This is a genomic window from Arthrobacter dokdonellae, assembly GCF_003268655.1.
In the GTDB taxonomy this organism is placed as follows: Bacteria; Actinomycetota; Actinomycetes; order Actinomycetales; family Micrococcaceae; genus Specibacter; species Specibacter dokdonellae.
Map to the genome: position 1 here is coordinate 4,228,172 of NZ_CP029642.1, position 14,899 is coordinate 4,243,070.

A 14,899-nucleotide genomic window follows, 5' to 3' on the forward strand; every position below is an offset into this window, starting at 1 on the left:
GGAGGAGCGCACCATGCACATGCTTGCCGCCACACTTCCTGCCGTTGCCCCCGCCGGGCTGACCTCCGTCCTTGACCCGTCCGCGCTCCTGCAGGGCCTCGGACCGGCCACGCTCGCCGTGGTTGCCGTGCTCGTCTTCATTGAATCCGGCGTCCTGTTCCCGTTCCTGCCCGGGGACTCCCTGCTGTTCACGGCCGGGCTGCTGCACCAGCAGCTGAACCTGGCCCTGCCCGTGCTGATCGGCGTCGTTGCCCTGGCCGCGATCGCCGGCGACCAGGTGGGCTACCTCATCGGGCGCAAGTTCGGCCGCCGCTGGTTCAAGGACGACGCCCGGGTCCTGAAGACCAAATACCTCGTCGAGACCGAGGAGTTCTTCGCCAAGCACGGAGGCTGGGCCATCGTGCTGGCCAGGTTCGTTCCCGTCGTGCGCACCTATGCGCCGCTGGTGGCCGGCACCGCCAACTACAACCACAAAAAGTTCACCCTGTGGAACGTGAGCGGGGCACTTGGCTGGGCCACCGCCGTCGTCCTTCTTGGCACCTGGCTGGGACATTTTGAGGTGATCGCCAAGAACATCGACCTCATCGCGGTCCTCATGGTGCTTGTGTCCATCATTCCCGGCATCATCAGCGTGCTGCGCTCGCGCCGGGCGGCACGCCACGCGGTCACCGCCTCAGAGACCCCCACATCCGAGACCGTTGCGGGCGACAATGGAAGGCATGCACACCAATGAGCGCCCCCGCCTCCTGCTCGTGGAGGACGATCCCGTCCTGGGACCGCTGACCGCACAGCTGCTGGCCGGCGACTACGACGTTGAGCTGGCCGCGGACGGGCAGGCCGGGCTGCACCTGGGCCTGACCCGGGAATGGGCCGTCATGGTGGTCGACCGCGGGCTGCCAGCCATGGACGGCGCCGAACTCATCAGGGCCCTGCGCCGCGCGGGAAAGGCCACGCCGGCCCTGATCCTGACCGCCCTGGGCAGCACCGCCGAGAAAATTGAGGGGCTCGACGCCGGCGCCAACGACTACATGACCAAGCCGTTCGACGCCGGCGAGCTGCGCGCACGGCTGCGGGCCATCACGCGCCGCTTTGATCCGGCGCCGGCCGCGCTGGCCATTGGCGACTGGACGCTGGATCCGGCGGGGCGGCGGCTGCGTTCCCTGTACGGCGCCCATGTCGAGCTCACAGCCAAGGAAACCGAACTCCTGGCCATGCTCGCCGGCGAACCGGGCCGCGTCTTCACCCGCCCGGAACTCATGGAGGCGCTGTTCCACCCCCAGGACTCGCCCGGGGTCATCGACACCTACGTGCACTACCTGCGCAAGAAGGTGTCCAAGTCCGTGATCCGCACCGTGCACGGCGCCGGCTACCAGATCGGCGATGCCTCATGATCGCCCGCCCCGGCATACCTGCCGGGAAGCGGCCCGACGCCGGGAAGCGGCCCGACGCCGGGAAGCGGCCCGACGAATTGCAGCTGCGCCGGGCCGCCATCACGGTGGGCCTGCGCATCGCCGTGGCCTGTTCCGTCATGGTGGTCGCGGTCATTGTTGCCGCGGCCATCTACATGCTCTATCTCTCCCGCCATCCGGACTTGTCCGCCCAGGACCCCCATTCGGCCCGGGTGTATGTGGAGTCGAACGACATGCTCAAGGCCATGGCCATTGCCGGTCTGGCCGGAATCCTGGCCGCCGGGGCCATCGGCTGGCTCAGCGCGCGCAGCGCCATCCGGCCGCTGGGCCGGGCCTTGGAACTTCAGCGCCGGTTTGTCCAGGATGCCAGCCATGAGCTGCGCACCCCCCTGGCGATTCTGGACGCCCGGGTCCAGCTGGCGCAGCACAAGGTGGACGACGGCTCCGAGGCGGCGGGGCTGCTGGCCCAGGTCCGCCGCGACACCGCCGGCCTGACCGCGACTGTCCAGGAACTGCTGCTGGCGGCTACGGGTGATCCCGCCTCCCCCGATGCCGAGCCCGTGGACGTCGGCTCCGTGGTGGCGGAGGTCACGGCCGATCTCCAGGACATGGCCGCCACGCACGGCGTCCGGCTGGTGTTCACGGACAACGGCAGCCCCCGCGTGCGCATCCACCCCAACAGCCTGCGCCGCGCCGTTCTCGGGCTGGTGGACAATGCCCTGGTCCACACCCCTGAAGGCGGCCGGATCACGGTCACGGTCGCCACCGAGGGGCGCGGGGCCGCCGTCACCGTGGCGGATACCGGTTCCGGCATTTCCGGGATCGACCAGGACCGCGTCTTCGACAGGTTCGCCCGCACCGCCGAGCCGTCCCCCGGCAGCCGGCGCAGCTACGGCCTGGGCCTGGCACTGGTCCGCGAGATCGCGGTGGCCGCCGGCGGGCGGGTCGAAATCAGCGCCACGGGACCGCACGGCACCACCATGGAGCTGGCCTTCCCCGCTGCCGGGTAGCGGCACCGCGGGTGGCCGCGGCATTTGTTCACCCATGGCGCTACTGTCGGTGGGAGTACCTCCGCGATGAACTGAAAGGCCGCCGTCGATGAGCAGCAATCCACCACTGGCCCGCCGCCTGGGCACGGGCGACGCCGTAGTCATCGGGCTGGGATCGATGATGGGTGCCGGCGTGTTTGCGGCGTTTTCCCCGGCGGCCCAGGCGGCAGGCTCCGGTCTGCTGATTGGGCTGGCATGTGCCGGGGTCGTGGCCTACTGCAATGCAACGTCCTCGGCGCAGCTGGCCGCCGCCTACCCCACCTCCGGGGGGACGAACATTTACGGGCGGAAACAGCTGGGGCCATGGCCGGGATTCGTGGCGGGTTGGGGATTCGTCGTGGGCAAGACGGCCAGCAGCGCCGCCATGGCCATGACCTTTGCCGCCTATGCGGCGCCGCCCGGCTGGGAGCGCCCGGTGGCGGTTGCCGCCGTCGTGCTCCTGACGGCCGTCAACTACCGTGGCGTGACGCGCACGGCCGCGCTGGCCCGCATGATTGTCACGGCCGTCCTCATGGCGCTGGCAGTGTCCGTGGCCGCGGTGTGGGCGGGCGGACCGGCCGGCGGGACGGTGGGACTGTGGGGCGCCGGGGTCCTCGCGCACGGCTGGTACGGCATCCTGCAGTCGGCCGGCCTGCTGTTCTTCGCCTTCGCCGGCTACGCGCGCATCGCCACGCTGGGCGAGGAGGTCAAGGACCCGCGCCGGACCATCCCGCGGGCCATTCTCGCGGCCCTGGCGATCGCCGCGGTGGTCTATGCGGCGGTCGCCGTCACCGTCCTGGCCGCCCTGGGGCCCGACGCCGTTGCTGCCACCCCCGCGCCCCTCGCCGAGGCGGTGGCCGCCGGCGCGTGGTCCTGGGCCGTTCCGGTGGTGCGGGTGGGTGCCGCCCTGGCATCGCTGGGCGCGCTGCTGGCCCTCGTGGCGGGGCTGGGCAGGACGTCGCTGGCCATGGCCCGCGAAGGCGATCTCCCCCAGTGGCTTGCCGCGGTCCACCCCAGGTTCCAGGTCCCGCACCGGGCGGAACTGGCCCTGGGCGCCGTGGTTTGCGTGATCATAGCCTTCGCCGACCTCCGCGGGGCCATCGGTTTTTCCTCCTTCGGCGTGTTGCTCTACTACCTCGTGGCGAACGTTTCCGCATTAACCCAGCACGGCGCGGACCGCCGCTACCCCCGGTTCCTGCAGGTCCTGGGCGCGGCCGCCTGCGCGGTACTGGTGGCCACACTGCCGCTGGAGGCCGTGCTCGCGGGACTGGCGATGTTCGCCGTGGGCATCGGCTACCGGGCGGCCAGGCTGCGCCGCGCAGGCCGCGGGCAGCGTCCACGAGCGGGCGCTTAGGGGCAATTTTGTGCGGCAACACCGCCGTTAAGTGCCCGTTCGCGCTAGAGGCTGATGCTGCTCACGGGCATGGAGGAGTCCGGCGCGAAGGCGAGGTCGCTGGGGGCCACGCCATTCATGACGAGCTGCGCGCCGAGGGCGGCCACCATGGCCCCGTTGTCCGTGCACAGCGACGTCCTGGGCACCAGCAGCGTGATGCCCGCGGCAGCGCACCGCTGCTGCGCCAGTTCCCGAAGGCGGGAATTGGCGGCCACGCCCCCGCCCAGCAGCAGCGTGGTGATGCCGTTTTCCCGGCACGCCAGCACCGCCTTGGCCGTGATGACGTCCAGCACCGCTTCCTGGAACGACGCCGCAACATCGGCCACGGGGATCTGCTCTCCGCGGGCCTCGTACCCCTCGACGCAGCGGGCCACCGCGGTTTTCAGGCCGGAAAAGGAAAAGTCGTAGCGGTGGGGTCCGGGCGCGTCGGCCGTGCCCATATACTTGGGCACGGTCAGCCCCCGCGGGAAGCGGATGGCCTTCGCGTCGCCTTCCCTGGCAAGCCTGTCGATGGCGGGACCGCCCGGGTAGCTCAGGCCCAACAGCCGGGCGACCTTGTCGAAAGCCTCCCCGGCGGCGTCGTCGATGGTGGCGCCCAACAGTTCCACGTCCGCGGCGATGCTGCGCACCCGCAGGATTTCGGTGTGGCCGCCGGACACCAGCAGTGCGCCCAGGTTTGCGGGCAGCCGCCCGGCCGCGGCGGTGGCGGCGATGGATTCGTCCAGCAGTCCCACCCCCACGTGCGCCACCAGATGGTTGACGGCGTAGAGCGGCTTGCCGGTGGCCAGCGCCAGCGCCTTGGCGGCACTCACGCCCACCATCAAGGCGCCGGCCAGCCCGGGCCCGCTGGTCACCGCAATCGCATCGATGTCGTCCAGAGCCACGCCGGCATCGGCGAGCGCCTGTTCCAGTGTGGGCACAAACGCATCCAGGTGCGCCCTGGAGGCAATTTCGGGGATGACCCCGCCAAAACGCACATGCTCCTCCATGGACGAGGACACCGTGTTGGTCAGCAGCTCGGTGCCGCGGACCAGCCCCACCCCGGTTTCGTCGCAGGACGATTCGATCCCCAGGATCAACGGATTGGACTGGTTCATGAGGGATCCTTCGTACCGGTGGTCGTTATGCCGGCCGTTTCGGTGCCGTCGGCGCCGGCGAGGGACAGGCGCATGACCAGCCCGTCGGAGCCGTCCCGGTAGTAGCGCCGGCGCGTGTGGATGTGTTCAAAGCCAAAGCGCCGGTAGAGTTCCTGCGCGCGCGGGTTGGTGGAGCTGACCTCCAGCATCACGTCGCGGGCCCCCCGCTGCCGCGCCTCCTCGATGAGCTCCACCAACATGGCCCGGGCAATGCCGCGGCCCTCGAATTCGGGCAGGACTCCGATGGTCTGGATGTCGCCGACGGGCGGCACGCACATCAGCCCTGCGTAGCCCACAGTCCTTGCCGGCCCGGCGGTGCCGTCACTTGAGGTGGTGGCCACCTCGGCGACGATGTACCGCCGGGTCTTGGGTGCCGCCAGTTCGTCCACGAACAGCTGACGGGGCCAGCAGTCCACACCGAACAGCTGGGCATCCAATGCCGTAATGACGTCGACGTCGTGCGCCACCATGTCCCGCAGCGTCGCCTGCGGAAGGGGGGCCCGGGCGTCGTTCACGTCCGCGCCCTTCACAGCAGGGCCCGCTTCCTGGGGCCGGGCACCCTGGCGTCGGACTCCCGCAGGTACAGCGGCGCGGTGTCCGGCAGTTCCATGCCCTGCCGGAGCCTGCGGGCCGCCATGTGGCCCAGCGACGCGGCGGCGGGCTGCAGGCCGGCCGTGGCGGGGTTCATCATGCAGCCGTTCGCCACAAGTTCGGCGGCATACAGTCCGGCGCCCGCGCCGTGCACGGGAACGTCCCGGATTGCATCGGCCGGCCCGACCACCGGACCGTCCAGTGGTTCGCCGGCGGCCGAGTACCGCGCCCAGTACACTTCCTTGCGCCGGGCGTCCGTGGCCACCACAAAGCCGTCGTCCGGCAAGGTTGTCGGGGCCTGCCGCAGCGACAGCACGTCCCAGGCCAGTGCCTCCAGGCTCATGAGCCCGTGCAGCGGCACCCTCCACGTGAAAGCAAGCGTGCGCGCCATGGCGATGCCGGAGCGCAGCCCGGTGAAGGGGCCCGGCCCCACGCCGACCACGATCGCGTCCAGCGCGGGCCCCTCCGTGAGGGGATCGGCGAACAGCGACCGGACGCCGGGGGCCAGCACCTCGGCGTGGCTGCGGGTGTCGGCGGTGGCAAATTCGGTCTCGACGCGGGCTGGTGCGGAGGCATCGGCCGCATCAAAGGAGAGCAGGGCGGCGCTGGCCACGGCGGAGGTGTCAATGGTGAGGATTCGCACGCGTCCAGCCTATTCCACGTCGCCTTTGGAGGATTCGGCCATCCCTTTGGTGCCGCCGGCGCCATAGACAGCCCTGGCGTCATTGGACGCGCCGGCGAGCGCGCTGAAGTCGACACCGTCCCACCGCGGACCGACGGCGCGCAGGCGCAGGGTGCGGGGCTCGTCCGCGTCGTCTTCGTCGATGCTGCCGTCAGCTCCCATGCCCCCTGGGACGTCGTCGCGACCGCCGTCGTCGGCTCTTGGGCTGGCGGCTCCCGTGGCCCGGTCCAGCTCGATCTCCAGCCAGCTTGCGGAGAGGTGCTCCACGCGGCCGGTCCCCCACTCCACCACGGTGACCGCGGAATCCATGGTGTTTTCCAGGTCGATGTCGTCAATTTCCGCTTCGGAGCCCAGCCGGTAGGCGTCCACGTGGACGAGGTCGGGGCCGCCGGGGCGGGGGCCGTCGGGCAGGTTCGGGTGGATGCGGACCAGCACGAATGTTGGCGAGATGATGCCGTCGCGCACGCCAAGGCTGCGGCCCAGGCCCTGCGTGAACGTGGTCTTGCCGGCGCCGAGCCCGCCGCTGAGGATGACCAGGTCCCCGGCCTCGAGCATGCGGGCGAGGTTTCCGGCAAGACGCTGGGTCCCTTCGGCGGTCGCGGTGGAAAACTTCCAGTCCATCAGGCGCCGCCCACATACGTCCGCGGTACGCGCTGGCTGATTCGCGTCACCACCTCATAGTTGACCGTCCGCGCCGCTTCGGCCCACTGCTCAACCAGGGGGCCGCCGTCGGTCCCGTCGCCAAAGAGGACCGCAATGGCGCCGAGGGCCGAACCGGGAACCGCCGCCCCGCTAAAACCGCTGCGCGCGTCGGGGCCCAGGTCAATGACCATCTGGTCCATGGCGATCCGCCCCACTACGGGGTAGGTCACGCCGTTGACCCGGACAGGGCCGCCGCTGGCGATGCGCGGGATCCCGTCGGCGTAGCCCAGCGGGATCAGTCCCAGCGTGGTGGGATGGTCGGTGACGAAGTTCAGTCCGTAGGAGACGCCCTGTCCGGCGGGCACGTCCTTGCACAGGGCCACACGGGTCCGCAGTGTCATGGCGGGGACCAGGCCAAGCTGGGCGGACGTGCGGTCTTCAAATGGGGAGAGTCCGTAGATGCCCAGGCCGGTGCGGACCATGTCGAAGTGCGTGTCCGGCCGCGACAGCGTGGCAGGCGTGTTGGCGAGGTGGCGCACCTCCAGGTCGGCGCCGGCGTCCTCGGCAACGGCCACTGCCTCGCGAAAAACCTGGAGCTGCGCGTCCGTCTCGGGACGGTGGGGCTCGTCGGCGACGGCCAAGTGGCTGAAGACGCCCACCACCCGCAGGAGGCCCTCGTCCTGGTAGGCGATCGCCTCCGAAACCAGCGCGTCCCACCCGGCCACCGAGCAGCCGTTGCGGCCCAGGCCCGTGTCGACCTTCAGGTGGACGCGGGCCGGGCGCTCCTCGGCCCGCGCCGCGGCGGCAATGTGCTCCAGTTCCCAGCCGGAGCAGCCCAGGTCAATGTCCGCGGCGACGGCGGCCGCGAAGTCGGTGGAGGGCGTGTGGAGCCAGGCGAGGAGGGGCGCGTCGATTCCGGCGCCACGGAGCGTCAGGGCCTCGCTGACGTGCGCCGTGCCCAGCCAGTGGGCGCCGGCGGCAAGGGCGGTGCGTGCCACCGGCAGCAAGCCGTGGCCGTATGCGTCGGCCTTCACCACGGCCATGAGCTTGGCCGGCGCCGCGATGGAGCGCAGCTGCGCAATGTTGTGGGCGATGGCGGAAAGGTTGATGACGGCTTGCCGCTCCGGGACGTCGTCGCGGACGGACGGAGGCACAACAGTGGGGTTCACACCACCATTTTAGGCCTCTTCCGGCGCTGCCCCCGTCCAGCGGCCGGCACGCCGCCGTCCCGCCGCGGAAGATCGCCGCACTGGCGCAGCCATCATGGGCCGGGAATGGGAAGATGGAGGCAGACAGGTCGAAGGATGAGTAGGAAGGCAATCAGTGCACCAGGTCCGACGCGTCGCCATGCTGTCCCTCCACACCTCACCCCTGGACCAGCCGGGCGGGGGCGATGCCGGCGGCATGAACGTCTACGTCCGCCAGCTGGCGCTGGAGCTTGCGGCAGCGGGCATCCTGGTTGACATTTACACGCGCCGCACGTGCGCCGACCAGCCGGGCACGGTGGCCCTGGCGCCCGCCGTCAACGTCCACCATGTGACCGCCGGACCTTTCGGCAAGGTGTCCAAGGAATCGTTGCCGGAGCTGATCCCCCAGATGGCCGACGCCGTTTCCGCCCACATTGCCTCCCTGGCCGCCCTGCCGTCCATGCCCGCGCGGCAGACACGTGGCCTCGACGCGCCGCGCACGCCCGTTCCGGAGGGGGTGCCCGTCAATGTGGTCCATTCCCATTACTGGGTTTCCGGCATGGCCGGCATCCTCGTGGCCAGGAACCTCGACCTGCCGCTGGTCCACACCATGCACACCATGGCCCGGGTGAAAAACAAGCACCTGCCGCCTGGCCAGCCCGCCGAACCGGGCATCCGGGAGGAGGGCGAACAGCAGATCGTGGCGGCCGCGACGCGGCTCATTGCCAACACCACGGCCGAAGCGGCCGAGCTGGAGGCACACTACGACGGGTGCGAACAGCGCATCGACGTGGTGTCCCCCGGCGTGGACCTGAAAGTGTTCAAGCCGGCGTTCCGCGACCGGTCTCGGCAGCTGCGCGGCATCGGCCCGGACGATTTCCATGTGCTTTTCGCCGGGCGGCTCCAACGCCTGAAGGGGCCCCACGTGCTCGTCAAGGCGGCCAAGCTGCTGCAGGCCGAACGCCCCGACATCCCGCTGCGGATGACGTTCCTCGGCGCGCGCAGCGGCCACGACAGGTACGACCTGGCGCAACTGCTCGCCGACGCCGGGCTGGACGGCACCGCCTCCGTGCTGCCCCCCGTCGCCGCGGGGGAGCTCGCGGACTGGTACCGCAGCGCGGACCTCGTGGCGGTGCCGTCCTCCAGCGAATCGTTCGGCCTGGTGGCCCTCGAGGCGCAGGCATGCGGCACCGCCGTCGTCGCCACGAACGTGGGGGGACTTCCGCGCGCAGTCAGCGACGGCCGGACAGGGCTCCTGGTGGAAGGGCGATCGCCCAGGCTGTGGGCCGAGGCCATCGCCTCCCTGCACGACTTCCCGCAAACCCGCATCGACATGGGGCGGGCCGCCTCCGTCTTCGCCGAATCGTTTGGCTGGGAAAATACGGCCGCCCACACCATGGCCAGCTACGACCTTTCGCTCACCTATCAATACGTGGTACCGCCCGCATGCTGAGCCCCGAACTGCTTTAGGGCTTGCCCGACTGTTGCGGTGTTGGCACTGGCTCGGCGCCTGGTGGCCTGTGGCCTGTGGCCTGTGGCCTGTGGCCTGTGGCCTGTGGCCTGTGGCCTGTTAAATGTGACACCTCAATTCGGAATTGTGTCAATTCTTTTGGAGCCAGTTGACTGGCCCGGGCACAAGGTGAAGACTGTCACCTGGTTCGCACAAAAGATCACATTTATGCTAGATACGGAGCATCACCATGGCCCGATCCTTCCCATCCCTGCGCAGGCCGCTGGCATCGCTGACAGTTGCCGCAGCCCTGTCCCTGACAGCGCTGGCCCCCGTCCAGGCCGCGGAGCCGGCACCGTCCCCGGCCTTCATCGAGACAGGCGTCAGCGACCCGGTCTCGGCCGCGCCGCCCGTCGGCCGCCCGTCGACGGAAAGCTGCACCACCACCCTTGCCCAGGACTTTCCCTCCAACGCGGCCAATGGCAGCCCGCAGAACTTCTCCGGCACCCTGGCCCCGCCGGCCGAATGCGCAGGCCCGTGGTCCAAGGTGATCCTGGACTATACGACGACCGTCAGCGGACGCCAGTTCGACCGCTCCGGAACGCTCCAGATTGGCGGCGTCAACGTATGGTTCGGCACCACCCAGGAGCCCAGCGGCCCGAACACCACCACTTTCCACTTCAGCAAGGACATCACGGACTACACCTCGCTGCTGACCACGCCGCAGACCTTCTCCGGCGGCATTGGCAACTACACGTCCAACGTCTACACCGGCGTGTACAGGCAGACTGTGACGGTCACCTACTACAGGACCAGCAAGGCGTTCCCGGCAGCCCGCACGCCCGACAAGGTCATCGCGGTGCCCATCTCCGACCTGTCCCCCGGCTCCCCGAGCGCCACGGCGACCCTGAAGGGCCTGCCTCGCAACGTTACGCAGGCGCAGCTGCGCCTCACGCTCAAGGGCAACGGCTGCGACGAGCAGTGGTTCACCACGGTTCCCGACCAGGTGGCGGCCCAATTCCCCGGCGCGGGAATGTGCGGACACGGTTCCTACCGTGAGGCGCTGGTCTCCGTCGACGGCACCCGGGCCGGCGCGGTCGGCACCTACCCGCACGTCTACTCCGGCGGCATCGTCCCCACCCTGTGGCGCCCGGTCCTTGCGATCGACACACTTGACCTGCGCCCGGAAAACCTTGACCTGACGCCCTTCGCCGGCCAGCTGGTCGACGGCGGCACCCACACCATCACCGTCTCCATGAACCCGATCGGTGACGGCTGGAACGTCATGGCAAACCTGTTCCTGTTCACCGACCACGGCCAGGCCCAAACCTCCGGTGCGCTGGTCTCGAGCAACGTTGCCGCGGCAGCCACGACGTCGACCGTCATCGACCCTCCTTCCCGGGGCGCGGTCAAATACGCGCAGAAGGCAACCCGCAACGACGTCACCACGGGCTACGTCGACACTTCCGCCGGTCGCGTCTACACCACCGTGGAGAACAGCCGTCAATGGCAGAACGCCGGAACGGCCAGCGACGGCGGCCTGGTGCAGTCCATCTCCCAGACGGACCATATGAAGGCCAACTCAACGTCCCGCATCGGCAACAAGACCATCCGCTCCAGCTCGTTGGACGAGTCCTACCCGATCACGGTTGACGCGTCGTCGGCCAATTACACGAACGACCAGAACTTCTCCCTCACGGCCACCGTGCACATGGGTCAGGAAGTGGACAGCGTGGTGAAGGAAGGCAGCGACAAGACCGCCCGCAACTGGAACTGGACAGTGGACTCCTACGGCATCCTCGGACGCACGGCTGGCGTCACCAGCGAGTCGGACGGCAACTCGACGTCGGACTACTCGGGCAAGGACGATTCCGGCCGCCCTTACCGCCACCACATCGAAACGAACCACGGAAAGGTCCTGGTGGACCGGGCGAATCCCTAGGACCAAGCGCGGCCCGGCACGGGCGGGGGACTCGGCACACGCGCCGCTCCGCCCGGCCGGCCGCAAGTAGGCGTGTCCCCCATCACAAATGATTATCACCCTGTACCGTTTGACAGGTACCCGCAGTGAATTGACAACATTGTCATTTCCGGCGCCATGATAACCGCCCCGGCGAAAAAGCCGGGAGGTTCCTGTCGAAAGGTTCGCATCACTCGTGAAAACTCTGGGGAGAGTCCTGATTTCCAGGCCAGGCTTCAGGAGGGCGGCGGCAATTGCCGCAGGCCTTCCGCTGCTCCTGACCACCGTGGGGGCGCTGCCGGCATCCGCCGGCCCGCTGCCGGCCACGGCATCCACCGTCCAGGCCAAAAACCTGGATCCGCTCAACTACCAGGCCGGACGCTACATTGTGGTCCTGGCCGAAAAGCCCGCCGCAACGTATGACGGCGGCACGGCCGGGCTGGCCCCGACCAAGCCGGCCAAGGGCCACAAGCTTGACGCCAACAAGCCGGAGGTCAAAAAATACCAGGCGCACCTGCGGGGCAAGCAGGCCGCCGTGGCCAAAACGGAAAAGGTCAAGGTCAACCGCGAGTACACGGCGGCGCTGAACGGCTTCTCGGCGGACCTTTCCGCCGACCAGGCACTCAAGCTGGCCAAGGATCCGGATGTCCTGATGGTGGCGCCCGACACCGAAAATGCGCCCGACTACTCGACCACCGATTTCCTGGGGCTGAGCGGGGCGAAAGGCACCTGGAACACCGCCTTCGGCGGGCAGAAGAACGCCGGGAAGGGCGTGGTGGTCGGCGTGATCGACTCCGGGTACACGCCGTCGAGCGCGTTCTTCGCCGGCGACGACGTCAAGCCACTGCGCGGCGAAGCCAAGGTCGGCGTGCCCTACCGCACCCCCGAGGGCAAGATCGCCATGCTGAAGGCCGACGGCGAAACGTTCGTCGGGGAATGCCAGCCGGGTATCGGGACGGGGGCAGCCTTTGACGGCTCCGCCTGCAACTCCAAGGTCCTCAGCGCACGCTACTTCGCCGACGACTTCCTGAAGTACGTGGCACCCGAACACCGGGCGGCACAGGAACTGCTTTCCCCGGTGGACGTGGGCAGCCACGGCACGCACACGGCAAGCACGGCAGCGGGCAACGCCAACGTTCATGCCAACATCGGCGCCAAGGACATGGGCATCACCAGCGGCGTCGCCCCGGCGGCGAAGCTGTCCATCTACAAGATCTGCTGGGAGGACGACGATCCCGACACCGGCGGCTGCTACACCTCGGCGTCCGTGGCCGCGATCGACCAGGCCATCCTGGACGGCGTCGACGTGCTCAACTACTCCATCTCCGGCAGCACGGCCACGACGACGGATCCGGTGGCACTGTCCTTCCTGTCCGCCGCCTCGGCAGGCATTTTTGTTGCCGCCTCGGCCGGCAACTCGGGTCCCACCCCCAGCACGGTCAACCACGGCGCCCCGTGGCTGACCACCGTGGCGGCCACCACCTTCAGCTCCGAGCTGCAGGGAACCGCTGAATTCTCCGACGGAACCAAGTTCCGCGGCGCGAGCATGATGGACCACGAAGTTCCGGCCAGCCATGTTGTTCTGGCCGCCGGCGCTGCCGCGGCCGGAGCAGCCACGCCCGAACTCTGCGGGCCCGGTTCCCTGGACGGCGCCAAGGTCACCGGAAAGGTGGTTGTCTGCGACCGCGGCGTCTTTGACCGCGTTGCCAAGAGCGCCGAGGTCAAGCGCGCCGGCGGCATCGGCATGATCCTGGCCAACATCACGCCCGGGTCCGAGGACCTGGACCTCCACTCGGTGCCCACGGTCCATGTGAACCCGCCGGCCAGCCAGCAGATCAAGGACAAGGTCAAGGCCAACCCGGACATTTTGGTTTCCCTGGTCAACAAGGACACCACCGGCCTGCCCGTTGAGCCGCAGCCGCAAATTGCCGGCTTCTCCTCCCGCGGCCCGCTCACGGCCACGGATTCCGACCTGCTCAAGCCCGACGTCGCCGCGCCCGGCGTGGGCGTGCTCGCCGGCGTTTCCCCCATCGGGTCCGGCGGCGACCAGTTCGGCATGATGTCCGGGACGTCCATGGCGTCCCCGCATGTGGCCGGATTCGGTGCGCTGGTCCTTTCACAGCACCCCACCTGGTCCCCGGCAACGGTCAAGTCGGCGATGATGACCACGGCTACCAACGTGGTCAATGCCGACGGCACCAAGAACACCGATGTCTTCGCCACCGGCGCGGGCCAGGTCGCCGTCGCCAAGGTCCTTGACCCGGGACTGGTCTACGACGCCGGCACCAACGACTACCTGAGGTTCATCCAGGGCACCGGCATGGACCTGGGCATCCCGGGTCTGGGCAGCACCGCCGCCCGTGACATGAACCTTGCCTCGTTTGCGGTAGGCAGCCTGGCCGGCAAGGTCACCGTCACGCGCACCGTCACGGCGCTGACGCCGGGCCTGTACCGTGCCACGGCCAACGTGCCCGGCGTGGACGTCAAGGTCACCCCGTCCGTGCTGAACTTCGCGAAGGCCGGACAGCAGCGCACCTTCAAGGTCACCTTTGAAAACGCCACCGCACCCCTGGGCAAGTTCGCCATGGGCAGCCTGGTGTGGGAAGGTGCCGGCAAGAACGTGGCATCCCCCGTCGCGGTCCGGCCGCTGCCAGTCATCGTGGCCCAGGACACGGCATTCACGTCCAGGGGCGGCAACGGCTCCGGGAAAATCCCGGTGGTCTCGGGCACCAACGCCCCGGTTCCGGTCACCCTCGATGGGCTGTCAAAGGCTGATTCCTCGGCGATCTCGCTCGTTCCCGGACCGCTGGCCGTGACGACGGACAAGTCGAACTTCCTCAAGACCGTCCAGGTTCCGGCCGGGGCCAAGCTGGCGAAGTTCTCCGTCATCTCCTCGGACCCGGCGGCCGACTTCGACATGGTGGTCTTCAACCCTGCCGGATCGTACTACGACGTCCGGACCGGCGCCACGAGTGAGACCCTGTCGCTGGCCAACCCCGCCCCGGGCACCTACACCGTGCTGGCCAACCTTTACTCCAGCACGGGCGCGGCGGCCGTGAAGGCCTCGGTTGACGCGGCCGTGCTCGGCTCCAACACGGGCAACGCCACGGTGACGCCCAACCCGCTGAAGCTGGCCAACGGCAAATCCGGGTCCGTCTCCCTGAACTGGACCGGACTCGAAGCGGGCTCCTACATTGGGCGCGTTTCCTTCGGCTCCGGCACCGAGACCTTTGTTTCGGTCATCGTCTCCCCCGGCGGCACCGCGGTGGCACCGGGCAACGGCAACGGAAGGAACAACCCCAAGAAAAAGGACCAGCCGCTGGTCCTTCCGGACGCGTCGGCCCAGCCCAACCTGAAGATCTAGGCCGGGCACCCGTCCCATCCGTGTCGGAAACCGCACCTCCATCGATCAAAAAGGGTC

General features: G+C 69.0%; 12 protein-coding genes. 7 read left to right on the forward strand and 5 right to left on the reverse strand.

What is annotated here, in order from left to right; translation table 11 throughout:
- The first annotated feature begins 13 nt into the window (after window positions 1–13).
- The 4 genes from DMB86_RS18825 to DMB86_RS18840 all read left to right on the forward strand — a co-directional run bounded on the left by DMB86_RS18825 (window position 14) and on the right by DMB86_RS18840 (window position 3,791).
- Window positions 14–733, forward strand: a complete 720-nt coding sequence (locus tag DMB86_RS18825) for a DedA family protein (protein WP_113719127.1) — start codon at window positions 14–16, stop codon at window positions 731–733.
- Window positions 720–1,391 carry a response regulator transcription factor gene (locus tag DMB86_RS18830; protein WP_113719128.1) on the forward strand — a complete coding sequence of 224 codons (672 nt, stop codon included), beginning with the start codon at window positions 720–722 and terminating at the stop codon, window positions 1,389–1,391. Before DMB86_RS18825 ends, DMB86_RS18830 begins: the two co-directional genes overlap by 14 nt.
- Window positions 1,388–2,419, forward strand: a complete 1,032-nt coding sequence (locus DMB86_RS18835; RefSeq protein ID WP_113719129.1) for a sensor histidine kinase — start codon at window positions 1,388–1,390, stop codon at window positions 2,417–2,419. The genes DMB86_RS18830 and DMB86_RS18835 overlap by 4 nt, the downstream gene beginning before the upstream one ends.
- 88 nt (window positions 2,420–2,507) lie before the next feature.
- Complete coding sequence (locus tag DMB86_RS18840; RefSeq protein ID WP_113719130.1) at window positions 2,508–3,791, forward strand: APC family permease; 1,284 nt, start codon at window positions 2,508–2,510, stop codon at window positions 3,789–3,791.
- A 44-nt stretch (window positions 3,792–3,835) separates the two neighbouring features.
- On the opposite strand, the gene tsaD is transcribed toward DMB86_RS18840, so the two are convergent.
- The 5 genes from tsaD to alr are packed head-to-tail and all read right to left on the reverse strand — an operon-like array spanning window position 3,836 to window position 8,050.
- Entirely contained in the window at window positions 3,836–4,927 is a 1,092-nt protein-coding gene (tsaD, locus tag DMB86_RS18845) for a tRNA (adenosine(37)-N6)-threonylcarbamoyltransferase complex transferase subunit TsaD (RefSeq protein ID WP_113719131.1), read from the reverse strand.
- Complete coding sequence (gene rimI / locus DMB86_RS18850) at window positions 4,924–5,436, reverse strand: ribosomal protein S18-alanine N-acetyltransferase (protein WP_113719702.1); 513 nt, start codon at window positions 5,434–5,436, stop codon at window positions 4,924–4,926. Before rimI ends, tsaD begins: the two co-directional genes overlap by 4 nt.
- A 56-nt stretch (window positions 5,437–5,492) precedes the next feature.
- A complete protein-coding gene (tsaB, locus tag DMB86_RS18855; RefSeq protein ID WP_113719132.1) occupies window positions 5,493–6,200 on the reverse strand; it encodes a tRNA (adenosine(37)-N6)-threonylcarbamoyltransferase complex dimerization subunit type 1 TsaB in 708 nt (235 codons plus the stop codon).
- 9 nt (window positions 6,201–6,209) lie between these two features.
- A complete protein-coding gene (tsaE, locus tag DMB86_RS18860) occupies window positions 6,210–6,860 on the reverse strand; it encodes a tRNA (adenosine(37)-N6)-threonylcarbamoyltransferase complex ATPase subunit type 1 TsaE (protein ID WP_113719133.1) in 651 nt (216 codons plus the stop codon).
- Window positions 6,860–8,050 (reverse strand): alanine racemase, encoded by a 1,191-nt coding sequence (alr, locus tag DMB86_RS18865; protein ID WP_113719134.1) that lies wholly within the window; start codon window positions 8,048–8,050, stop codon window positions 6,860–6,862. The genes tsaE and alr overlap by 1 nt, the downstream gene beginning before the upstream one ends.
- 154 nt (window positions 8,051–8,204) lie before the next feature.
- Between alr and DMB86_RS18870 the strand changes: the two genes are divergently transcribed.
- From DMB86_RS18870 to DMB86_RS18880, 3 genes are all read left to right on the forward strand, one after another.
- Window positions 8,205–9,521, forward strand: coding sequence for a glycosyltransferase (locus DMB86_RS18870; RefSeq protein WP_113719135.1), 1,317 nt, complete (start codon window positions 8,205–8,207; stop codon window positions 9,519–9,521).
- Window positions 9,522–9,768: 247 nt separating this feature from the next.
- Window positions 9,769–11,460, forward strand: a complete 1,692-nt coding sequence (locus DMB86_RS18875) for a peptide-N4-asparagine amidase (protein ID WP_113719136.1) — start codon at window positions 9,769–9,771, stop codon at window positions 11,458–11,460.
- Window positions 11,461–11,674: 214 nt separating this feature from the next.
- Window positions 11,675–14,842 carry a S8 family peptidase gene (locus tag DMB86_RS18880; protein WP_227878501.1) on the forward strand — a complete coding sequence of 1,056 codons (3,168 nt, stop codon included), beginning with the start codon at window positions 11,675–11,677 and terminating at the stop codon, window positions 14,840–14,842.
- Window positions 14,843–14,899 lie beyond the last annotated feature (57 nt).

Coding starts and splice junctions, on each gene's coding strand:
- DMB86_RS18875 (WP_113719136.1), top strand. CDS start 9,769: ATGGCCCGATCCTTCCCATCCCTGCGCAGGCCGCTGGCATCGCTGACA.
- DMB86_RS18825 (WP_113719127.1), top strand. CDS start 14: ATGCACATGCTTGCCGCCACACTTCCTGCCGTTGCCCCCGCCGGGCTG.
- tsaD (WP_113719131.1), bottom strand. CDS start 4,927: ATGAACCAGTCCAATCCGTTGATCCTGGGGATCGAATCGTCCTGCGAC.
- DMB86_RS18835 (WP_113719129.1), top strand. CDS start 1,388: ATGATCGCCCGCCCCGGCATACCTGCCGGGAAGCGGCCCGACGCCGGG.
- DMB86_RS18840 (WP_113719130.1), top strand. CDS start 2,508: ATGAGCAGCAATCCACCACTGGCCCGCCGCCTGGGCACGGGCGACGCC.
- tsaE (WP_113719133.1), bottom strand. CDS start 6,860: ATGGACTGGAAGTTTTCCACCGCGACCGCCGAAGGGACCCAGCGTCTT.
- rimI (WP_113719702.1), bottom strand. CDS start 5,436: ATGGTGGCGCACGACGTCGACGTCATTACGGCATTGGATGCCCAGCTG.
- DMB86_RS18830 (WP_113719128.1), top strand. CDS start 720: ATGCACACCAATGAGCGCCCCCGCCTCCTGCTCGTGGAGGACGATCCC.